Raw genomic sequence first — 20,695 nt, forward strand, 5'->3', positions numbered from 1 at the left:
CGGGAGACCGGGATGGTGATCGTCGTCCCCGTCTTCGAGGTCGAGCAGTCCGGCTTCTACTACAACACCGCCGCCGTGATCGACGCGGACGGCAGCTATCTGGGCAAGTACCGCAAGCACCACATCCCGCAGGTCAAGGGGTTCTGGGAGAAGTACTACTTCAAGCCGGGGAACCTGGGCTGGCCGGTGTTCGACACCGCCGTGGGCAAGGTCGGGGTGTACATCTGCTACGACCGCCACTTCCCCGAGGGCTGGCGCGAGCTGGGCCTGGCCGGGGCGCAGCTGGTCTACAATCCCTCGGCCACCTCCCGCGGCCTGTCGGCCTACCTCTGGCAGCTGGAGCAGCCCGCCGCGGCCGTCGCCAACGAGTACTTCATCGCCGCCATCAACCGCGTCGGCACCGAGGAGTACGGCGACAACGACTTCTACGGCACCAGCTACTTCGTCGATCCGCGCGGCCAGTTCGTCGGCGACGTGGCCAGTGACAAGGAGGAGGAGCTGATCGTCCGCGACCTCGACTTCGGCCTGATCGACGAGGTGCGCCGGCAGTGGGCGTTCTACCGCGACCGGCGCCCCGACGCCTACGAGGGGCTGGTGCGGCCATGAGCGGCGACGACGTCAAGGGCGACGTCAAAGGCGGCGCCAAGGGCGACATCAAAGGCGGCGTCAATGGCGGCGTCGAAGACGGCGCCCACGCCACCCTCCACGCCCGCCACCAGGCCGTACTCCCCGACTGGCTCGCCGTCTACTACCAGCGCCCCATCGAGATCACCCACGGCGAGGGACGCCACGTCTGGGACGCCGAGGGCAACCGCTACCTCGACTTCTTCGGCGGCATCCTCACCACGATGACCGCCCACGCCCTCCCCGAGGTCACCAAGGCGATCAGCGAGCAGGCCGGCCGGATCCTGCACACCTCCACGCTCTACCTCGACCGTCCCATGGTCGACCTGGCCGAGCGGGTGGCCGCGCTGTCCGGCATCCCGGACGCGCGGGTCTTCTTCACCACCTCCGGCACCGAGGCCAATGACACGGCCCTGCTGCTCGCCACCACCTATCGCCGCTCCAACCAGATCCTGGCGATGCGCAACAGCTACCACGGCCGCTCCTTCTCGGCCGTCGGCATCACCGGCAACCGCGGCTGGTCGCCGACCAGCCTGTCCCCGCTCCAGACGCTGTACGTGCACGGCGCGGTGCGCACCCGGGGCCCGTTCGCCGGGCTGTCCGACGGCGAGTTCGTCAAGGCGTGCGTGGCGGACCTCGAGGACGTCCTCGGTCAGGCGCACGGCAATGTCGCCGCGCTGATCGCCGAGCCGATTCAGGGCGTCGGCGGCTTCACCTCCCCGCCCGACGGGCTGTTCGCCGCCTTCCGCGAGGTGCTGGACCGGCACGGCATCCTGTGGATCACCGATGAGGTGCAGACCGGCTGGGGCCGCACCGGCGACCACTTCTGGGGCTGGCAGGCGCACGACGGCTCCGGGCCGCCCGACATCCTCACCTTCGCCAAGGGCATCGGCAACGGCATGTCGATCGGCGGTGTCGTCGCCCGCGCCGACGTCATGAACTGCCTGGACGCCAACTCGATCTCCACCTTCGGCGGCAGCCCCATCACCATGGCCGCCGGTCTGGCCAACCTCAACCACCTGGTCGAACACGATCTCCAGGGCAACGCCCGCCGGGTCGGCGGGCTGCTGATCGAGCGGCTGCGCGCCGCCTGCGCCGGTCTGGACGGCGTGCGCGAGGTCCGCGGCCGGGGGCTGATGATCGGCATCGAGCTGGTGGACCCGGGCACCGGCGGCCCGTCCCCCGAGGGCGCGTCCGCCGTGCTGGAGGCCGCCCGGGAGGGCGGGCTGCTCATCGGCAAGGGCGGCGGGCACAACAGCAGCGTGCTGCGGATCGCCCCGCCGCTCAGCCTCACCGTCGCCGAGGCCGAGGAGGGCGCGGAGATCCTCGAGGCCGCCCTCAGGACCGCACTGGAGACCACCCGGTCCGGAAGGAGCGCGAGCTGATGTCCCGTACCGTGATCCGCGGCGGGCTGGTCGTCACCGCCGCCGAGGAGACCCCGGCCGATGTGCTGATCGAGGACGGCAAGGTCGCCGCCCTCGCCGCGCCCGGCGGCGAGTGGGCCCAGGGCTGGACCGCCGACCGTACGATCGACGCCACCGGCAAGTACGTCATCCCGGGCGGGGTCGACGGGCACACCCATATGGAGATGCCGTTCGGCGGCACCTTCGCCTCCGACACCTTCGAGACCGGCACCCGGGCGGCGGCCTGGGGCGGCACCACCACCATCGTGGACTTCGCCGTCCAGACGGTGGGCCACGCCCTGCGCGAGGGGCTGGACGCCTGGCACCTCAAGGCGCGCGGCAACTGCGCCATCGACTACGGCTTCCACATGATCCTCTCCGATGTGAACGAGAGCACGCTCAAGGAGATGGATCTCCTGGTGGGGGAGGGCGTGACCAGCTTCAAGCTGTTCATGGCCTACCCAGGGGTCTTCTACAGCGACGACGGGCAGATCCTGCGGGCCATGCAGCGCGCCTCCGGCAACGGCGGGCTGATCATGATGCACGCCGAGAACGGCATCGCCATCGACGTCCTGGTGGAGCAGGCCCTGGCCGAGGGCAGGACCGACCCCCGCTACCACGGTGAGGTCCGCAAGGCGCTACTGGAGTCGGAGGCGACCCATCGTGCCATCCAGCTCGCCCGGGTGGCCGGCGCCCCGCTGTACGTCGTCCACGTATCGGCCCAGGAGGCCGTCGCGGAGCTGACCCACGCCCGTGACCTGGGGCTTGACGTCTTCGGCGAGACCTGTCCGCAGTATCTGTTCCTGTCCACGGACAACCTCGCCGAACCCGACTTCGAGGGCGCCAAGTACGTCTGCTCCACCCCGCTGCGGCCCGTAGAGCACCAGGCCGCGCTGTGGCGGGGGCTGCGGACCAACGACCTCCAGGTGGTCTCCACCGACCACTGCCCGTTCTGCTTCGCCGGGCAGAAGGAGCTGGGCCGGGGCGACTTCTCCAAGATCCCCAACGGCATGCCGGGCGTGGAGCACCGGATGGACCTGCTCCACCAGGCCGTGGTGGACGGCCACATCTCCCGCCGCCGCTGGATCGAGATCGCCTGCGCCACCCCGGCCAGGATGTTCGGCCTCTACCCGCGCAAGGGCACCATCGCGCCCGGGGCCGACGCCGACATCGTCATCTACGACCCGGAGGCCCGGCAGACCCTGTCCGCCCGGACCCACCACATGAACGTCGACTACTCGGCGTACGAGGGCAAGCAGATCACCGGGCAGGTCGAGACCGTGCTCTCGCGCGGCCTCCCCGTCATCGACCAGCGGGAGTACACCGGACGTGCCGGGCACGGCCAGTTCCTCATCCGCGACACCTGTCAGTACCTGAGCTGACCCAGGGAGCGAGCATGGACTTCGGACTCGTGCTGCAGACCGATCCACCCGCCTCGGCCGTCGTCGAGCTGATGCGCCGCGCCGAGCGCAATGGCTTCGGCTACGGCTGGACGTTCGACTCCGCCGTGCTGTGGCAGGAGCCGTTCGTCATCTACAGCCAGATCCTGGCCCGCACCGAGCGGCTGATCGTCGGCCCCATGGTCACCAATCCGGGGACCCGCACCTGGGAGGTGACCGCCTCCACCTTCGCCACGCTCAACGAGATGTACGGCAACCGTACGGTCTGCGGGATCGGGCGTGGGGACTCCGCGCTGCGGGTCGCGGGGCGCAGGCCCACCACCCTCGCCCGGCTCGAGGACGCCATCGACGCCATCCGCGATCTGGCGGAGGGCCGGGAGGCCGTCGTGGACGGCAGCCCGATGCGCATCCCCTGGATCGAGGACAGCAGGCTGCCGGTGTGGATGGCGGCGTACGGCCCCAAGGCGCTCGCGCTGGCCGGGCGGAAGGCCGACGGCTTCATCCTCCAGCTCGCCGACCCTTATCTGACGGAGTGGATGGTCAAGGCGGTGCGCTCCGCCGCCGCCGAGGCCGGGCGCGACCCGGACGCGGTCACCATCTGCGTCGCCGCCCCCGCGTATGTCGGCGACGATCTGGACCACGCCCGTGAGCAGTGCCGCTGGTTCGGCGGCATGGTCGGCAACCACGTGGCCGACCTGGTCTCCCGCTACGGGGAGCACTCCGGCGCCGTGCCCGAGTCCCTGACCGCGTACATCAAGGAGCGGCAGGGGTACGACTACGCCCACCACGGCCGGGCCGGCAACCCGGACACCGCGTTCGTGCCCGACGAGATCGTGGACCGGTTCTGTCTGCTGGGCCCGGCCGAGGCGCATATCGAGAAGCTGGAGCGGCTGCGCGAGCTGGGGGTCGGCCAGTTCGCGGTCTACGCGATGCATGACGCGAAGGAGCGCACGCTCGACGCGTACGGCGAGCACGTCATCCCCGCGTTCACCGGCTGACCGGATCGGCGGCTGACCGGCTGAGCCGCGCACCGGTAAGCCCCCTTTCCTCAAGGACGGGTCAATTCCGTTTTCCATGGCCGCTCGTCGACTATCGACGGGCGGCCGGAGAATAAAAAGCGGCCCCCTGGAAGCCTTCGAACCTGGCTACAATCACCCTCGGTTTTTGTGCTCTGATGTGCGGTCGGCCGAACGACTCCTTGCCACAGAAGGGTTGGGCATGACACAAACCGAGGTACCGATAGATGTGGAGCTCCGGGGGCTCTACAAGGCCCACTATCGGTTTCAGTTCCTGAGCGCGGCATTCCAGTTAGGACTCTTCGCGCGGGTGGAGAAGGAGCCCGGCCTGGCCGTGGGCGAGATAGCCACCCGACTGGGGCTCAAGGAGCAGCCCACCCGCATCCTCCTGCTCGGCTGTACGGTATTCGGGCTTTTGGGCAAGAAGGGCGACGGCTACCACATCACCCCTCTCTCGAAGCCGCTGACCGCCAACTTCGACGAGGCGCCCGCCTCCAATATTCCCTGGGAACAAGACGGTATCTACCGGGCGATGGCCTGGTTCTGTGAATCCCTCAAGGAAGACACCAACGTCGGACTGCGGCGGGAGATTCCGGGAACGGCGCCCACCCTCTACGGGCGGCTCGCCGAAAATCCCGAACTGGAAGCCACATTCCACACCATGATGTCCTCGGTGAGCAGGCTCGTGGGCGCCGAACTGGGAGAGAAGCTCGACCTGTCCGGGTGCACCCACCTCCTGGACATCGGCGGCGGAACGGCCATCAACGCCGCCAACTTCGCCGCCCGCCGACCGGATCTGCGCATCACCATCGGCGATCTGCCCTCGGTGGCGGCGGCCGCCAACCAGAAGATCGAGAAGCTGGGGCTGGCCGACCGGGTGCGGGCGGTGAGCCTGGACGCCTTCCACGACGAGTTCCCGACCGGCTGCGACGGAGTGCTCTTCGCGCACTTCCTGGAGATCTGGTCGCCCGAGCGGGTCCAGGAACTCCTCGCCAAGGCCGCCCGCGCCCTCCCTCCCGGCGGCGCGATCTACGTGGTCACCCCGCGCCAGGACGACGACGGCACCGGACCCGAGCGGGCGGCGCTGCTGTCCGCGTACTTCCACACCATCGCCTCCGGCGAGGGCATGGTCTACACGGGCGCCGAGTACGAGGAGTGGTTCCGCGCGGTGGGCATCGAGCCCGCCGGACGGGTGCCGCTCGGCGCGGACACCGTCGTGATCACCGGCCGCAAGGCATAGTCCGGAACCAGGCGAGGACACCCCCCCGGCGGGCGCGCCGTGCGATGCGGAGGTCGCGGCGGCCCGTGCGCCGGGGCACGACCCGCCCCGATCGGGAGGCGAACCATGGCCGGCGCCACGAGCCCAGCCACCCCGGGCCACGCGGACGGCGAGGGCGACCGCCCGCCGCCGCGCGCCCGCCACAAGTGGCTGATCCTGGGGATCTGCTGCATCAGCCTGTTCATGGTGGGCCTCGACACCACCATCGTGAACCTCGCCCTGCCGTCCATCCAGGAGGATCTGGACGCCACGCCCTCGGGGCTCCAGTGGACGGTGGACGCCTACACCGTGGTGCTCGCCAGCCTGCTGATGCTCTCCGGATCCATGGCCGACCGGTTCGGCAGGCGCAGAACGTTCCAGACCGGGCTGCTGCTGTTCAGCCTGGGGTCGCTGCTGTGCGGGCTGGCCTCCGAGACCGGTTCGCTGATCGCCTTCCGGATGGTGCAGGCCATGGGCGGCGCCATGCTCAACCCGGTCGCGGTCTCGATCATCGCCAACACCTTCACCGACCTCAAGGAGCGGGCCAGGGCGATCGGGATGTGGGGCGCGGTCGCGGGCGTGAGCATCGCGCTGGGGCCCGTCGTCGGCGGCGCGCTGGTGGACTCCACCGGCTGGCAGGCCGTCTTCTGGGTCAACCTCCCGGTCGCCGCCCTCGCCCTGGCCCTCACCGCGCTGTTCGTCCCCGAGTCCAAGGCCCCGCGGCCGCGCAGGCTCGATCCGGTGGGGCAGCTGCTGGTGATCGCGCTGCTGGCGACGCTCACGTTCGGCATCATCGAGGGCCCGGGCAAGGGCTGGGGCTCGGCGCCGATCGTCGGCTGCTTCACCGTCGCCGTGGCCGCCGCCGTCTCTCTCGTCCGCTATGAACTCCGCCGCGTCGAACCGCTGCTGGACGTCCGCTTCTTCCGCAGCCCCTCCTTCAGCGGCGCCATCGCCTCGGCGGTGTGCGGCTTCGCCGCGCTCGCCGGGTTCCTCTTCCTCAACGCCCTGTACCTCCAGGACGTCAAGGACTTCTCCCCGCTGCACACCGGCCTGCTCACGCTGCCGATGGCGGCCATGACCCTGGTCTCCTCCCCGCTCGCGGGCCGTATCGTCGGCGCCCGCGGCCCGCGCGTCCCGATGGTGATCGCCGGGGCCGGTACGGCGGCGTGCGGACTGCTGCTGACCCAGGTGCGGGCGGACACCCCGATCTGGTACCTCGTCATCGCCTATGTGGCGTTCGGCATCGGCTTCGGCATGCTCGACGCCCCGCTCACCTACTCCGCCGTGTCCGGGATGCCGCGCTCCCAGGCCGGGGTGGCCGCCGCGGTCACCTCCACCGGCCGCCAGGTGGGGGCGGCCCTCGGCGTCGCCGTGCTCGGCTCGGTCTCCACCGCCCGGGTGCACGGCCCCTTCGGCTCCGGGTTCCCCGGGGCCAGTCATCTGGGCTGGGCGATCATGGCCGGGTGCGGGCTCGCCATCGTGACGCTGGGCCTGCTCACCACCGGCGCCCGGGCCCGCCGCCCGGCGGGGCCCAGCCCCGAACCGGCCCCCGGCCAGCCCGCAGAACGCGTGCCCTGACCCGTGCGGCACCCTCGGCGAAGGGCGCCTACCAGCAGGTGACGCCCCCGTCGACCAGCAGATCCACCCCCGTGACAAAGCTCGCCGCATCGCTCAGCAGGAACACCGTCGGCCCGACCATCTCGTCCACCGTCGCCATCCGGCCCAGTGGGGTGTCCGCTTCGAACCGCGCGACGCGTTCGGCCACCTCGGGGCGGCGATTCATGGGGGTGGCCGTATAGCCGGGACTCACGCTGTTGACCCGGATGCCGCGGTCACACCACTCCGTGGCCAGGCTCTTGGTCAACTGCGTCACGGCGGCCTTCGACGCGTTGTAGTGGGCCTGGGTCAATCCCCGGTTGGCGATGGTGCCCGACATGGAGGCGATATTGACGATGGAGCCGCCGCCGTTGCGCAACAGCGCCCGGCCTTCGGCCTGACAGGAGAGGAACACACCGTTCAGGTTCACCTCGATCACCTTGTTCCACTGCTCGACCGGCATGTCCTCGGCCGGAGCGGCGTTGGCGATCCCGGCGGCGTTGACCGCCAGCCGGAGTGGACCCAGCTCGCGTTCGACCCGGGCCACGGCCTCCGCGAGAGCCTCGGCCCGCGTCACATCGGCAGGGAGCGCGACCGCTCGTCGCCCGGTCTCCCCGATCGCCTCGGCCGTACTCGCAAGATCGCTCTGCGGCAGGTCGAGGCAGCCGACATCGGCCCCCATCTCCGCGAGCCCGATCGCCAGGCGTCGGCCGATACCGCTGCCGGCTCCCGTGACGAGGGCGACGCTGTCATCGAGTCGGAACGAGGGGACGGCCATGGGTTCCTCCACAGTTCGGTCGGCCGGTTCCCCGGCGTGTGTCGGCCGGTTCTACGGCGCATGTCGGTCGGGCCTGCCGGCCAATCGGCCGGCGACCCCGAGATCGGTGATCAGGACATCGATCCAGCCGCCCAGCAGCGCCGCCCGTATCGCGGCGTACTTGCGGTCTCCGCCGGCCACCCCGATACGGCGCGGGACGGCTCGGTAGACGTCTGGGGTGATGCCGATGACGCGGTCGTTGAGATCGGTGTCGAGCAGGGTGCCGTTCTCGTCGAAGAAGTGCAGACAGATATCGCCCACCGCGCCGAGACTGCGCAGCTTCTCCTGGTCGTCGAGGGCGAAGATGTTGCCGCTGCGGCGCAGCAACGGTGAGGGTTCGAGACTGCCGATGCCCACGATGGCCAGGGTGAGGTTCTTCCAGGCCGCGGCCACGCTGCTCACCTTGGGGTCGGCGAGGATCGCGTCCCGGACGGTGGCGCCGGCGACCAGGCCCGGGGCCGACATGAAGACCGGTTCCGCCCCGGTCATCTCGGCGAGCCGCCCCATCAGCCGGGTCGCCTGGACCTGGACCTGCGGCTCGCCCACCCCGCCCATCAGTTGGACGACCTCCTCCAGGAACCGCCCGCCGGGCCGGGACCGCATGGCCTCGACGGCCGCCAGCAGGGTGGCGCTCCACGAGGAGATTCCCAGTCGGTCGCCCTCCATGAGCGTCGTCTCCAGATAGACGGCGGCCGCCGCGCCGAGCGCCGGGATGACGGTGTCGGCCTCGCCCTCGACGTCGACCACGACCACGTCTCGAAGCCCGTAAGCCGCCGCGATCTCCTCTTCCAGATCGGCGAAGACACCGTCGGGGGGGACCACGATGGTGCGGACGATGCCGAGCTTGGCGGCCTGGGCGAGCAGCCTGGAGACGCGCGCCTGGGAGATGTGCAGCTCCTCGGCGATCCGCGGCTGCCGCATGCCCTGTTCGTGGTAGAGGCGGGCGATACGGGTCATCAGACGCAGTTGCTCGTCGCTGGTCGCCATGCGGGTGGTGCGGCGGGTCATCGGCTGACCGGTCCGGCTGTGGGGATTCATGTCGTCCTTTCAGGCAGGCCCGAGCGCTCGGGCGACGGCGCCCGGGCGAAGGCGGGCCGCCCTGTGCATCATGCCGTGGCGAGGCGCATGACCGATGCGTCGGTGGCCTCGGCCGCCTGAAGGATCCCCCGCGGCCGTCCCCGGCTGAGGACGAGCACACGGTGGGACAGCCCCAGGACCTCGTCGAGGTCGGAGCTGACCACGATGACCGCCATACCGGACCGGGCCAGGTCCGCGATCACCTCGTAGATCGCGGCACGGGCACCGACGTCGATGCCGCGGGTCGGCTCGTCGAGGATGACGACCTTCGGCTTGCGCTCCAGCCACTTGGCGATGACGACCTTCTGCTGGTTACCGCCGGAGAGCGTGCGCACCGGCTGGCCCGCCCGCCCCTTGACCGTCATGACCTTGATGGCGTCGCCGGCCACCGACGCCACCCGCCGCGGGCTCAGCCAGCCCCGGCGGGCGATCCGGTCGAGGTTCGGCAGGGCCACGTTGTCCCCGATCGACAGGTCGAGTACGGCCCCCTGGGCCTTGCGGTCCTCGGGAACCAGCACCATGCCCGCCTCGATGGCGTCGCGCGGCCCGCGCAGCCGCAGCACCCGGCCCTCGACGGCCACCGACCCCCTGGTCACCGGGTCGACGCCGGCGATCGCGCGCACCAGTTCGGTACGGCCCGCCCCGACGATCCCCGCGACGCCGAGCACCTCGCCCTCGTGAACCGTGAACGAGACGTCCCTGAAGGAGGCGTTCGCCAGGTCGCGCACCTGGAGCACCTCCCGCGGCCGGGGGGCACCGGTGTCGGGGAAGATGCGCTCGATGCTGCGCCCGACCATTTCCTCCACCAACTGGGTCACGGGCACGTTCGCGGTCGGGTGCGTGGCGACGCACTGTCCGTCGCGCATCACCACCACCCGGTCGCAGATCCGGGCGATCTCCTCCAGCCGGTGGCTGACGTAGATGAAGGACATGCCGTCCTTCCGCAGCGCGTCGATCCGTTCGAAGAGGTGATCGGTCTCCTCGCCGCCGAGAGCGGCCGTCGGCTCGTCGAGGATCAGCAGGCGTGCGTCGAGGGTCAGCGCCTTGGCGATCTCGACCTGCTGCTGCTGGGCCACGCGCAGCGTGCGGACCAGCCGAGTGGGGGAGATGTCGAGCCCCAGCCGCCGCAGCTGTTCCCGTGCCCGCCGGTTCATCTCGGCGCGGTCGATACGCCCCCGGCGGCGGAGAAGCCGGCCGAGAAAGACGTTCTCGGCCACGGACAAGTCCGGGAGCAGACGCATCTCCTGGTGGATGAGTCCGATGCCGTGCTGGATGGCGTCCCCGGGGGACCCGGGTTCATAGGGTCGCCCCTGCCAGGTCATCCGGCCGGTATCGGAGGGGAAGGTGCCCGCGACGATGTTGGACACCGTCGACTTTCCGGCGCCGTTCTCGCCGAGCAGCGCCACCACTTCACCGGGGCGTACGTCCAGGTCGATCCGGTCGAGCGCCTGAGTGGCCCCGAAGCGCTTGGAAATCCCTCGTACGGTCAGGCCCTGGGAGGACCCCGCCGCCGGGTGTCGGCCGATGTCTGTCATCGCCGCGTCTCCTCCATGCCGCCCCTCACGGGTGGGTCTTGATGAACTCGGTGGCCTTCTTCTGGTCCTTGCTGGTCAGCAGGAACGCGGGCTGCAGCTGTACGGCCGGGACCTTCTTGCCCTTGATGATGTCCACAGCGGTGTCCACGGACATCCGGCCCATCTTCCGCGTCTGCTGGACCATCGTGGCGTCGACGGTGCCCTTGCGAACGGCCTTCAGCCCGGCGATGTCCCCGTCGAAGCCGACGATCAGATGCTTCTTGTGCGAACCGGACGCCTTGACGGCCTGGGCGGCGCCCAGCGCCATCGCGTCCGCCTGCCCCCACAGGATGTCGATGCCGGGGTGCGCCTGGAGCATGTCCTGGGCCACCGAGTACGCCTTGTCCTGCGCCCAGTCGGCGGGCTGCTGGGCCACTACCTTGATACCGGGCGTCTTCTTGAGTGCCTGGCCGAAGCCCTTCTGCCGGTCGACCTGCGGAGTGGTGCCGATCTGGCCCTGGAGGATCGCGAGTTGTCCCTTGCCGCCGGACTGCTTGCCGACCCAGTCGCCGAGAGTCCGGGCGGCCGCGACGCTGTCGCTGGCGATGAAGGACTTGCCGGGCTGGCCGGGTGGGTTGCGGTCGACCGTGACGACCGGGATGTGCGCGCGGTCCGCCGCCTTCACCGGTACGCCGGCGGCCGTGGCGCCCGCCGGGATGTAGATGATGGCGCTCACCTGGCGGCTGATGAAGTCCTGGATCTGGTTGACCTGGGTGGCCGCGTCGCCATGGGCATCGGAGACGACGACCTTGATGCCCTTCTTCTTGGCCTCGGCCGTCACGGACTGCTTGATCTGGTTGAAGAAGTCGGCCTGGAGGTTGGCCACGGCCAGGCCGATCGTGATCTGCTTGCCGTCGGCCGTCTTGGCGCCGTCGCCGCCCCGCCCGCAGGCGGCGACGCCGACCAGCATGGTGGCCGCGATCCCGGTGGCTATCACTCGTCGCGTTGTCATGGAACTACTCCTTGGTGGTGCCGGGATGAGCAAAGGGGGAGAGACCGGGGTGATCAGCGCGTTTCCCGTCGACGGAGGACGTCGAGCATGACGGCCAGCGCGATCACCAGACCGATGACGATCTGCTGAATGAACGGGGACACGCCCAGCAGGTTGAGTCCATTGCGCAGGACGCCGATGATCAGCACGCCGAACAGCGTGCCGCTGACCGAGCCGACACCGCCGCTGAGGCTCGCTCCGCCGATCACCACGGCGGCGATGGTGTCGAGCTCATAGCCGGTACCGGCGCTCGGCTGAGAGGAGTCCAGGCGCATCGTGAGGAACACTCCGGCGAGACCCGCCAACAGCCCGGTCACGGTGTAGACGAGCACCGTCCGCCGCTTCACGTCGATACCGGCGAGCCGGGCGACCTCGGCGCTGCCGCCGATGGCGTACAGGGCGCGCCCGCCGGCCCGGTACCGCATATAGGCCCAGCCGGCTACGTACAGCGCCGCCAGCACGGCGGTGGAGGCGGTGAAGACGCCGAGGTACCGGGAGGTGGACAGATTGTCGAACCAGTCGGGGAACCCGACGATCTGCTGTCCGTCCGTGATGACGTTGGCGAGCCCGCGCGCTATCGACATCATCGCCAACGTCGCGATGAAGGGCGGCAGTTTGGTGTACGTGATGCCCAACCCGTTGGCCAGGCCGCACGCCCCCGCGACGCCGATCGCGGCCAGCGCGCTCAGCCACAGCGGCCATCCCTCGTTGTGGGAGAGCCAGCCGACCACCATGGTCGCCAGCGCGAGCACGGCGCCGACCGAGAGATCGATGCCGCCCATGACGATCACGGCGGTCATGCCCAGGGCGAGCAGACCCAGGACGGCGGTCTGGTCGACGATGTTGAGCAGATTGCTCTGGGTGAGGAAGTACGGCGTCGCGATGAAGAAGACGACGCACATGGCGACCAGCCCGAGGGCGGGCCCGCGCGATCCCGTGAGCGTGCCCGTCAGCCAGGACGGTAGCCGTATGCGGTGGGTGTCCGGTGGTGTGTCGACAGCTGTCGCGGCGTTGCCGGTCGTGCTCATGGAAATCCTCCGAATGGCTTTCGGTTGCCGACGTCGGTCGGCGCTAGTTCATGAACATCCCGCCGTCGACGTTGATCGTCTGGCCGGTGATGTACTCCGCCTCCGGTGAGGCGAGGAAGAGCAGCAGATGGGCGATGTCGTCATGGGTTCCGGCGCGCCCGAGCGGGATTCCCGCGATCCACTCGGCCATCAGTTCCCCGGGCTCGTACGTGCCGAGGAGCCCGCCCCAGACGCGGTCGTTGTAGTCCCACATGTCGCTGCCGACGATGCCGGGGGCGTAGGCGTTCACCGTGATCCGGTCCTTGGCGAGCTCCTTGGCCAGGCTCTGGGTGAGACCGACGACCCCGAACTTGCTGGCCGCGTAGTGCGGCGTATAGATGAACCCCTGCCGTGCCTGTCCCGAGGCGGCGTTGAGGATGCGCCCGCCGCGGCCGTGCCGACGCATCGCCGCGGCCGCGGCCTGGGCGCACAGAAAGGTGCCGGTGGTGTTGACCGACAGGACCTTCTGCCAGGCGTCGTGGGTGAGGTCTTCGAGCCGGCTGATGGTGATGACGCCCGCGTTGTTGACCAGGACGTCGAGCCGGCCCCAGGTGTCCTCGGCGAGGGCGAAGGCACGGGCCACGTCCTCCGGCGAGGTCACATCGGCCCGGAGGCCGAGGGTCCCGGTGCCGCTTTCGGCGGCCAGGTCCCTTGCCCTGTCCACCACGGAACCGTCCGCGTCGACCATCAGGACGTCGGCGCCCTCCCCGGCGAACCGGGAGGCGATCCCCAGGCCGATCCCGCGCGCGGCTCCCGTGACGACGACGACCCGTTCCGTGTATCTCCCGGTCATGACGTTCCTCCGGTGGTCGAGGGCTCGGGTGTCCGAGGAGAAGCGGCGGGCTCCCGCGGCGCGGGTGCCGGTTCGGCGGCAGTCCCGGTGCCGACGGGCGGGGACACCACGGGGGCGGCCGGTGCGGGGCCGTCCTGCCCGGCGGGTGCTTGGAGACGGGCGCGCCGCACCGCCGCATGCCAGGACGCGAGCCTCCGGACGCGGATGGCCTCGTCGTCGACCGGCGTGGAGATCTCGCAGGGCCGGTTCAGCCGGTCCAGGTCGGCCCAGTCCCACACCCCCCGGGTCAGCCCCGCGAGGTGGGCGGCGCCCAGGGCCGACAGATCGCGGGCCAGGGCCCGCTCCACGGCGCGTCCGCTGGTGTCGGCCTGCAGCTGCATCAGCACCGGGTTGGAGCTCGCTCCACCGTCCGCGAGCAGCCGGGCCACCGGGCCGGTCTCCCGCTCGACCGCCGCCACCACGTCCTCGACCTGGAACGCGATCGACTCCAGCGCGGCCCGTGCGATATGCCCGGCCTCGGTGCCGAGGGTGATCCCGCTGATCAGGCCGACCGCGTTCTCGTCCCACCATGGGGCGCCCAGACCCCCGAACGCCGGGACCATGGTCACGCCCTCGCTGCTGTCGGCGGCCAGCTCCGCCAGTTCGGACGGGGGACGCCCGAGCAGGCCCGCCAGCCAGTTGACGGTGGCCCCGGTGGAGCGGATGTTGCCTTCCACCGCCCAGGTCGGGCAGCCGCCGGTCTGCCAGGCGACGGTCAGGCACAGCCCGGAGGACACCCTGGTCGCGGTGGGTATCACCGCCATCACCGACGAACCGGTTCCGTACGTCGCCTTGACCGTCCCCCGCCGCCAGCCCGCATGGGCGAACAGCGCCGCGTGGGAGTCACCGAGCACGGCGGTCACGGGCACCCCGTCGGGCAGCGGCGCCAGCCCGCGCGTCCCGGGGAACGGGCCCTGTGACGGCACGACCTGTGGCAGCACCTCATGCGGCACGTCGAAGATCCGGGTGAGCCGCTCGTCCCATACGCACCGGCGGACATCGAGCAGTTGGGTACGGGTGGCGTTGCCGACCTCGATGAGATGGGCCCCGCTGAGCTTGAACAGGAGCCACGAGTCGACCGTGCCCAGGCACAGTTCGCCCGCGCGGCTGCGGCGCCGATCGGGGTCGTGCCGGTCCAGCAGCCAGGCGGCCTTGGGCGCCGAGAACATCGGGTCCAGCGGCAGACCGCTGACCTCGCGGATCAGCTCCGCATCGGGCTCGGCGCGCAGGAGCGCGTGATCGCCCGCCGTGCGCCTGTCCAGCCAGCCGAGCAGTGGGCTCAGCGGCGCCCCGGTCGCCCGGTCCCACAGCAGCAGCGACTCGCGCTGTGTGCTCAGGCCGATGGTGGCGACGCGTGAGACGTCCTGCCCGTCGAGGCACGCGGCGACGACTCGTCGGCAGCTGTCCCAGATCTCCTCCGCCGACTGTTCGACCCACCCGGGGGCCGGGGTGGCGAGGGTGACGGGGACGGACGCACGGGCGACGATGTCCCCGTGCCGGTCGACCAGGATCGCCTTGGTCGCGCTGGTGCCCTGGTCCACGGCGAGGACGAGCGGTTCAGCGGTGCTCATGGGACAGCAGCTCCCGGGCGGCGCCGGCGATGCCGTCCGCGGTCAGGCCGAAGTGTTCCAGCAGGAAGGAGGTGCTACCGGTGGGGGCGAACTGCCGGGGCACCCCCAGGATGCGCATGGGGACCGGATGGTTCTGGGTCACCAGGCCGGCCACCGCCGCGCCCAGCCCGCCCGTGGTGGTGGCCTCTTCGGCCGTGACGAGGCCCATGGTCTCGCGGGCCGCGCGCAGCACCGCTTCCTCGTCCATCGGTTCGACGAAGGTCATGTTCAGCACGCGTACGCCGATGCCCTCGGCGCGCAGCGTCCGGGCCGCGGCCAGCGCACGGGAGACCAGGGTGCCGATGGCCAGCACCGTGATGTCATCGCCTTCGGTGAGCTGGATGGCCCGCCCGGGTTCGAAGGGGGCGCCCTCCGGAGTGACGGAGGGGATCTTGAAGCGCGGGATGCGCAGATAGACCGGGCCCTCATGGCCGGCCGCCCAGCGTACGGCGGCGCGGGTCTGGGCAGGGTCGGCCGGGACCGCGACGGCCAGATCGGCGATGGCCCGCATCCACGACAGATCCTCGATCGAGTGGTGGGTCGGCCCCAGCTCGCCGTACGCCAGGCCGGGGCTCTGGCCGCACAGCACGATGGGCAGACCGTTGTACGCGGCATCTGTCTTGATCTGCTCGGTGGCCCGGCCGGTGAGGAACGGGCCGGCCGCGCTCACGAAGGGAATCAGCCCGCCGTTCGCCAGCCCCGCGCCCACGCCGACGAGATCCTGTTCGGCTATGCCCACATTGATCAGCCGGTCGGGGTACAGCTCCCGGAAGCGTACGAGGTTGCTCGATCCCACCGAGTCATTGCAGACGGCGACGATCCGCGGGTCCTCGGCGGCCAGGGCGATGAGCTCCTCGGCGAAGGCCTGCCGGCAGTCATGGGTCCGGGTGGCGTTGTCGGTTATCAGATCGGCGGTCATCGGCTCAGCTCTTCCAGTGCGGCGTGGACCTGGCGGTCGTCGGGCACCTTGTGGTGCCACTCCACGCGGTCCTCGATGAACGACACGCCCTTGCCCTTGACGGTGTGGGCCACCACGGCGACCGGCCGGCCCGTGGTGGAGGGCCGCAGCGCGGACAGCAGCTTGGCGTGGTCGTGTCCGTCGGCCTCGCGCAGCTCCCACCCGAAACTGGTCCACTTGTCCGCCAGCGGCTCCAGCCGCTTGGTGTCCTCGGTACGGGCGCCCTGCTGGAGGCGGTTGCGGTCGACGATCGCGGTGAGGGAGCCGAGGTCGTAGTGGGCGGCGGTCATCGCCGCCTCCCAGTTGCTGCCCTCCTGCAACTCGCCGTCGCCGAGGACGACATAGGTGCGGTACGACCGGCCCGAGAGCCTGGCGGCCAGGGCACAGCCGACCGCGACGGGGAATCCGTGCCCCAGCGGCCCGGTGTTCGTCTCCACACCCGGGACTTTGGTCCGGTTCGGATGGCCGTTGAGCGGGGACAGCGGGGCCATGAAGGTGGACAACTCGGACAGCGGGAAGTAGCCGCAGTGGGCGAGCGTGGCGTACAGGGACGCCGAGCAGTGGCCCTTGCTGAGGATGAACCGGTCGCGGTCCGGTCTCCGGGGCTCGCCGGGGTCCACGTCGAGGACCCGTCCGAAGAGGGTGGCGAGGATGTCGGTCACCGACAGATCGCCGCCAATGTGGCCGAGTTGGGCCTTGTCGATCATGCGCACCACGCTGCGCCGGACTTCTGTGGCCAGAAGTTGTAGGTCGTGGGTGTCGGTGGGGCTGCCTTCGTCGGCGATGCGGCGGCGTCGCACCCGGAACCGTTCGGCGCCGTCGGGGTCTGGCTTGAGCATCTGAACGTCCTTGGTCGCTGACTTCGGTGGTGTCCGGCGGGTCTGGTGGCGCACCGTCGGGACCGCTCAAGGGGGCGGTGGGGAGTGCGATTCGGAGGGAAGGAGTGAATATCTATTCACTAGTGAATTACTGTGCCCGCAACGTAAGGCGGGTTTCAGCCATGTGTCAATGGGGTGAACCGGGGTCAGGCGAGAAAGAAGATGACCCGGGGCGGGCGAGAAGGGACTCGCGCGTTCCGCCGCGCTCCGATGCCTTCACCTCGATGACGCCGTCCGGTAGCCGCCATGCCACCGGTGGTCGCCGAGCCGTGGTTCGATGAACGCATGATCGATGAATTTCTCGCCGGTGATCTCGGCGCGGTGGAGAAGGCGGTCCGCGCGGCGGTCGCCGACGAGGTCATGCCGCGCTTCCGGCAGCTCGCCGCCCATGAGATCGTCGAGAAGCAGGGCCCGCACGACCTGGTCACCACCGCCGACCGGCAGGCCGAGGAGCGTCTGACCGACGCCCTCACCAAGCTGCTGCCCGGCTCCGTGGTGGTGGGCGAGGAGGCGGTGCACGCCGATCCGGCCGTGCTCACCGCCCTCGGCGGCGACGCGCCCGTGTGGATCGTCGACCCGGTCGACGGCACCCGGCAGTTCGTCCACGGCGACCCCGGCTTCTCGACGCTGGTCACCCTCGCCCACCGGGAAGAACTCCTCGCCTCCTGGACGTACGCCCCGGTGCTCGACCTGATGGCCGTCGCCCGCCGTGGCGGGGGCGCGCTGCTGAACGGCGAGCCGATCCACAGCGGCTCCCCGGAGCCCGGCACGGCCCTTCACGTCGCCATCTCCCACTTCGACTTCACCACCGACGCGGAGAAGCGCACCCTGTCGGGCCTGCGGGCGCCGGGCGCCGAGGTGCGACCCTGCGGCTCGGCCGGTCTGGAGTATCTGAACGTGGCCCGGGGGCTGCTCGACGCCGTCGCCTTCACCTGGGAGAACGCCTGGGACCACGCCGCCGGTCTGCTGCTGGTCGAGGAGGCGGGCGGGGCACACAGCACGATCGAGGGGAAGCCGTTCCGGATCAGCGGGGGCAACGCCCTTCCTTTCACGGCGGCCAGGGACGAGGCGGCCGTTCGGCATATCCTGGGCCTGCTGGCCGCCGCCGGCTGACCGTTCCACTGATACCTCGAGGACGAGGGGGAGCCGACGTGCCGTCCATGCTCGACGCGGTCGTAGTGGGTGCCGGGCCGAACGGGCTGACCGCGGCCGTCGAACTCGCCCGCCGCGGCTGCGCGGTGGAGATCTTCGAGGCCGCGGACACCATCGGCGGGGGCTCACGCACCGAAGAGCTGACCCTGCCCGGCTTCCGCCACGACCCCTGCTCCGCGGTGCACCCCCTCGCCATCGGCTCCCCGGCCTTCGACCGGATGCCGCTGGCCCGGTACGGCCTGGAGTGGCTCCACCCCGAGCTGCCGCTGGCCCACCCCTTCCCCGACGGCACGGCCGCGGTGCTGGCCCGCTCGGTCGGCGAGACCGCCATGTCGCTCGGGCCCCGCGACGCCGGCACCTACCGCCGGCTGCTGGCCCCCTACCTCGGCCGCTGGGCAACCCTCGCCCCCGATCTGCTGCGCGCCCACTGGGACGGGGTGCCCCGCGACCCGATCACCTGGGCCCGCTTCGGGCTGCACGCGCTCCTGCCGGTCTCGCTGCTCGCCGGTCCGCTCCGCTTCCGCGACGAGAAGGCGCGCGCCCTGTTCGCCGGGCTGGCCGGGCACGCCATCGCGCCCACCAGCGCACCGGCCACCGGCGGACCCGCCCTGATGTTCGCCGTCGCGGCCCACGAGGTCGGCTGGCCGATCCCGCGCGGCGGCTCCCAGTCGATCGTGGACGCGCTCGGCGCGTACGTGCGCGCCCACGGCGGGACGATCCACGTCTCCACCGAGGTCAAGCGGCTCGACGAGCTGCCGCCCGCCCGCGCCTACATCTTCGACACCTCGCCGCGCGCCCTGGCCCGTATCGCCGGTCTCGGCAACGCCTACCGCCGCTACCGCTACGGGGCCAGCGCCTTCAAGATCGACTACGCCCTGTCCGGCCCGGTCCCCTGGACCGCGCCCGACGCCCGCCGCGCGGGCACCGTCCATGTCGGCCCCACCTCCGGCGAGATCGGCGCGGCGCTACGGGCCGCCGTCGAGGGCCGCGACCCCTCCGTCCCGTTCCTGATCACCGCCCAGCCCAGCCTCCTCGACCCCTCCCGCGCCCCGGAGGGCAAGCACACCTTCTGGGCCTACGGCCATGTGCCCAGCGGCTGGAAGGGCGACGCCACGGAGGTGATCGAGCGTCAAATCGAGCGCTTCGCCCCCGGCTTCCGCGATCTGGTCCTGGCCCGCGCGGTGGCCGGCCCACCCGAACTCGCCGCCCGCAACGCCAACTACATCGACGGCGACATCGCCTGCGGCGCCTTCGAGGGCCTCCAGGCCGTCATACGCCCCAAGCTCGCCCGCGTCCCCTACGCCACCGCCCACCCCGCGGTCTACCTCTGCTCCTCCGCCACCCCACCGGGCCCCGGCGTCCACGGCATGTCCGGCCACCACGCGGCACGGGCGGTGTGGCGGCGGCTGCGGGCGCGGTAGGGCCCAACAGGGGCCCGCGGCCGACTCGGTGCGGGACGCCGACTCGGTGCGGGACGCGCCGCCTCAGTGCGGGATCGTGTCGATGACCTCGCGGGCGCCCTGACGGAGCAGTGCCACCGCGACCGATGTGCCCAGGGTGGCCGGGTCCAGCGGGCCCGCCCATTCGTGGGCGTCCAGGACCGTCTTGCCGTCGGGGCTGAAGACCCGGGCGCGCAGGGAGAGGCGGCCGTCGCGTTCGGCCCTGGCGTAGCCCGCGATGGGGGAGTTGCAGTGGCCCTGGAGCACATGCAGCAGCATGCGCTCCGCGGTGATTTCCTTCCAGACGGCGGCGTCGCCGAGCCCGGCCACGGCCTCGATCGTCTCGGTGTCGTCCTCCCGGCACTGCAGCCCCAGCACCCCGGCGCCGATCGGCGGGCACATGGTGTCCACCGGCAGGATCTCGCTGATCCGGTCCGTGCGGCCGATCCGCTCCAGACCCGAGACGGCCAGCATCAGCGCGTCGCACTCGCCCGCGTCCAGCTTCTCCAGCCGGCGGTTGGCGTTGCCGCGCATCGGCACGCATTCCACGTGCGGGTGGGTGATGGCCAGTTGGGCGACGCGGCGGACCGAGGAGGTGCCGATCCGGGTCCCCGCGGGCATCTCGTCGAGGGTCAGCCCGCCGGGGTGGATCACGGCGTCGCGGATGTCGTCCCGCTTGAGGTACGCGGCGAAGACCGTGCCCGCGGGCAGCGGACGGTCGGCGGGCACGTCCTTGATGCAGTGCACCGCGAGATCCGCCTCACCGGCCAGCAGCGTGGCGTCCACCTCCTTGGTGAACGCCCCCTTCCCGCCCAGCTTCGACAGATCGCCCATCCACCGGTCGCCGGAGGTGGTGACCGGCACGACCTCCGTACGGATCCCCGGCCGCAGCGCGGCCAGCTCGGTACGGACCCGTTCGACCTGGGCGAGGGCCATCGGGGAGGAGCGGGAGACGATGCGGATCAGTTCAGCGGAACCGGAGTCGGAGGCGGAAGACATGGGT

At 71.0% G+C, this 20,695-nt stretch carries 18 protein-coding genes; 8 read left to right on the forward strand and 10 right to left on the reverse strand.

The features are described from left to right. From IEJ02_RS18725 to IEJ02_RS18750, 6 genes are all read left to right on the forward strand, one after another. On the forward strand, positions 1 to 606 hold a 606-nt coding region (locus IEJ02_RS18725; RefSeq protein ID WP_191065930.1), incomplete at its 5' end, for a nitrilase-related carbon-nitrogen hydrolase. Beyond that, the gene (locus IEJ02_RS18730) at positions 603 to 2,009 is read left to right on the forward strand and encodes an aspartate aminotransferase family protein (protein ID WP_223864059.1); all 1,407 of its coding nucleotides are present in this window, start codon (positions 603 to 605) and stop codon (positions 2,007 to 2,009) included. The genes IEJ02_RS18725 and IEJ02_RS18730, both read left to right, overlap by 4 nt. After that, positions 2,006 to 3,409: a dihydropyrimidinase gene (gene hydA / locus IEJ02_RS18735; RefSeq protein ID WP_191066039.1), complete on the forward strand. Its 1,404-nt coding sequence runs from the start codon at positions 2,006 to 2,008 to the stop codon at positions 3,407 to 3,409. Before IEJ02_RS18730 ends, hydA begins: the two co-directional genes overlap by 4 nt. A gap of 14 nt (positions 3,410 to 3,423) precedes the next feature. Next, positions 3,424 to 4,425, forward strand: a complete 1,002-nt coding sequence (locus IEJ02_RS18740) for a TIGR03842 family LLM class F420-dependent oxidoreductase (RefSeq protein WP_191065931.1) — start codon at positions 3,424 to 3,426, stop codon at positions 4,423 to 4,425. A gap of 220 nt (positions 4,426 to 4,645) precedes the next feature. Continuing rightward, complete coding sequence (locus IEJ02_RS18745; RefSeq protein ID WP_191065932.1) at positions 4,646 to 5,683, forward strand: methyltransferase; 1,038 nt, start codon at positions 4,646 to 4,648, stop codon at positions 5,681 to 5,683. Between the two features lie 105 nt (positions 5,684 to 5,788). After that, positions 5,789 to 7,279: an MFS transporter gene (locus IEJ02_RS18750; RefSeq protein ID WP_191065933.1), complete on the forward strand. Its 1,491-nt coding sequence runs from the start codon at positions 5,789 to 5,791 to the stop codon at positions 7,277 to 7,279. Between the two features lie 28 nt (positions 7,280 to 7,307). On the opposite strand, the gene IEJ02_RS18755 is transcribed toward IEJ02_RS18750, so the two are convergent. The 9 genes from IEJ02_RS18755 to IEJ02_RS18795 form a co-directional block, all read right to left on the reverse strand. Beyond that, the gene (locus tag IEJ02_RS18755) at positions 7,308 to 8,075 is read right to left on the reverse strand and encodes an SDR family oxidoreductase (protein ID WP_137980026.1); all 768 of its coding nucleotides are present in this window, start codon (positions 8,073 to 8,075) and stop codon (positions 7,308 to 7,310) included. A gap of 51 nt (positions 8,076 to 8,126) precedes the next feature. After that, positions 8,127 to 9,152, reverse strand: a complete 1,026-nt coding sequence (locus IEJ02_RS18760) for a sugar-binding transcriptional regulator (protein ID WP_223864060.1) — start codon at positions 9,150 to 9,152, stop codon at positions 8,127 to 8,129. 68 nt (positions 9,153 to 9,220) lie between these two features. Next, the gene (locus IEJ02_RS18765) at positions 9,221 to 10,726 is read right to left on the reverse strand and encodes a sugar ABC transporter ATP-binding protein (RefSeq protein WP_191065934.1); all 1,506 of its coding nucleotides are present in this window, start codon (positions 10,724 to 10,726) and stop codon (positions 9,221 to 9,223) included. A gap of 25 nt (positions 10,727 to 10,751) precedes the next feature. Further along, positions 10,752 to 11,717, reverse strand: coding sequence for a sugar ABC transporter substrate-binding protein (locus tag IEJ02_RS18770; RefSeq protein WP_223864061.1), 966 nt, complete (start codon positions 11,715 to 11,717; stop codon positions 10,752 to 10,754). A 53-nt stretch (positions 11,718 to 11,770) separates the two neighbouring features. Further along, the gene (locus tag IEJ02_RS18775) at positions 11,771 to 12,784 is read right to left on the reverse strand and encodes an ABC transporter permease (RefSeq protein WP_191065935.1); all 1,014 of its coding nucleotides are present in this window, start codon (positions 12,782 to 12,784) and stop codon (positions 11,771 to 11,773) included. Between the two features lie 43 nt (positions 12,785 to 12,827). Continuing rightward, a complete protein-coding gene (locus IEJ02_RS18780) occupies positions 12,828 to 13,616 on the reverse strand; it encodes an SDR family oxidoreductase (protein ID WP_191065936.1) in 789 nt (262 codons plus the stop codon). Next, positions 13,613 to 15,226 carry an FGGY-family carbohydrate kinase gene (locus tag IEJ02_RS18785; protein ID WP_191065937.1) on the reverse strand — a complete coding sequence of 538 codons (1,614 nt, stop codon included), beginning with the start codon at positions 15,224 to 15,226 and terminating at the stop codon, positions 13,613 to 13,615. The genes IEJ02_RS18780 and IEJ02_RS18785 overlap by 4 nt, the downstream gene beginning before the upstream one ends. Further along, complete coding sequence (locus IEJ02_RS18790; protein ID WP_191065938.1) at positions 15,213 to 16,184, reverse strand: transketolase family protein; 972 nt, start codon at positions 16,182 to 16,184, stop codon at positions 15,213 to 15,215. Before IEJ02_RS18790 ends, IEJ02_RS18785 begins: the two co-directional genes overlap by 14 nt. Next, complete coding sequence (locus tag IEJ02_RS18795; RefSeq protein ID WP_191065939.1) at positions 16,181 to 17,062, reverse strand: transketolase; 882 nt, start codon at positions 17,060 to 17,062, stop codon at positions 16,181 to 16,183. Before IEJ02_RS18795 ends, IEJ02_RS18790 begins: the two co-directional genes overlap by 4 nt. A 324-nt stretch (positions 17,063 to 17,386) precedes the next feature. Between IEJ02_RS18795 and IEJ02_RS18800 the strand changes: the two genes are divergently transcribed. Beyond that, positions 17,387 to 18,214, forward strand: coding sequence for an inositol monophosphatase family protein (locus IEJ02_RS18800; protein WP_191065940.1), 828 nt, complete (start codon positions 17,387 to 17,389; stop codon positions 18,212 to 18,214). Positions 18,215 to 18,261: 47 nt separating this feature from the next. Further along, entirely contained in the window at positions 18,262 to 19,674 is a 1,413-nt protein-coding gene (locus IEJ02_RS18805) for a phytoene desaturase family protein (RefSeq protein ID WP_191066042.1), read from the forward strand. A 63-nt stretch (positions 19,675 to 19,737) separates the two neighbouring features. On the opposite strand, the gene hemC is transcribed toward IEJ02_RS18805, so the two are convergent. Beyond that, positions 19,738 to 20,691, reverse strand: coding sequence for a hydroxymethylbilane synthase (hemC, locus tag IEJ02_RS18810; protein ID WP_191065941.1), 954 nt, complete (start codon positions 20,689 to 20,691; stop codon positions 19,738 to 19,740). Between the last annotated feature and the right edge of the window lie 4 nt (positions 20,692 to 20,695).

It is taken from the genome of Streptomyces sp. 5-10, assembly GCF_014712245.1.
Classification (GTDB): domain Bacteria; phylum Actinomycetota; class Actinomycetes; order Streptomycetales; family Streptomycetaceae; genus Streptomyces; species Streptomyces violaceusniger.

Coding starts and splice junctions, on each gene's coding strand:
- IEJ02_RS18755 (WP_137980026.1), bottom strand. CDS start 8,075: ATGGCCGTCCCCTCGTTCCGACTCGATGACAGCGTCGCCCTCGTCACG.
- IEJ02_RS18795 (WP_191065939.1), bottom strand. CDS start 17,062: ATGCTCAAGCCAGACCCCGACGGCGCCGAACGGTTCCGGGTGCGACGC.
- IEJ02_RS18760 (WP_223864060.1), bottom strand. CDS start 9,152: ATGAATCCCCACAGCCGGACCGGTCAGCCGATGACCCGCCGCACCACC.
- IEJ02_RS18740 (WP_191065931.1), top strand. CDS start 3,424: ATGGACTTCGGACTCGTGCTGCAGACCGATCCACCCGCCTCGGCCGTC.
- IEJ02_RS18750 (WP_191065933.1), top strand. CDS start 5,789: ATGGCCGGCGCCACGAGCCCAGCCACCCCGGGCCACGCGGACGGCGAG.
- IEJ02_RS18775 (WP_191065935.1), bottom strand. CDS start 12,784: ATGAGCACGACCGGCAACGCCGCGACAGCTGTCGACACACCACCGGAC.
- hemC (WP_191065941.1), bottom strand. CDS start 20,691: ATGTCTTCCGCCTCCGACTCCGGTTCCGCTGAACTGATCCGCATCGTC.
- IEJ02_RS18745 (WP_191065932.1), top strand. CDS start 4,646: ATGACACAAACCGAGGTACCGATAGATGTGGAGCTCCGGGGGCTCTAC.
- IEJ02_RS18805 (WP_191066042.1), top strand. CDS start 18,262: ATGCTCGACGCGGTCGTAGTGGGTGCCGGGCCGAACGGGCTGACCGCG.
- IEJ02_RS18785 (WP_191065937.1), bottom strand. CDS start 15,226: ATGAGCACCGCTGAACCGCTCGTCCTCGCCGTGGACCAGGGCACCAGC.
- IEJ02_RS18770 (WP_223864061.1), bottom strand. CDS start 11,717: ATGACAACGCGACGAGTGATAGCCACCGGGATCGCGGCCACCATGCTG.
- IEJ02_RS18790 (WP_191065938.1), bottom strand. CDS start 16,184: ATGACCGCCGATCTGATAACCGACAACGCCACCCGGACCCATGACTGC.
- IEJ02_RS18765 (WP_191065934.1), bottom strand. CDS start 10,726: ATGACAGACATCGGCCGACACCCGGCGGCGGGGTCCTCCCAGGGCCTG.
- IEJ02_RS18800 (WP_191065940.1), top strand. CDS start 17,387: ATGATCGATGAATTTCTCGCCGGTGATCTCGGCGCGGTGGAGAAGGCG.
- IEJ02_RS18780 (WP_191065936.1), bottom strand. CDS start 13,616: ATGACCGGGAGATACACGGAACGGGTCGTCGTCGTCACGGGAGCCGCG.
- IEJ02_RS18730 (WP_223864059.1), top strand. CDS start 603: ATGAGCGGCGACGACGTCAAGGGCGACGTCAAAGGCGGCGCCAAGGGC.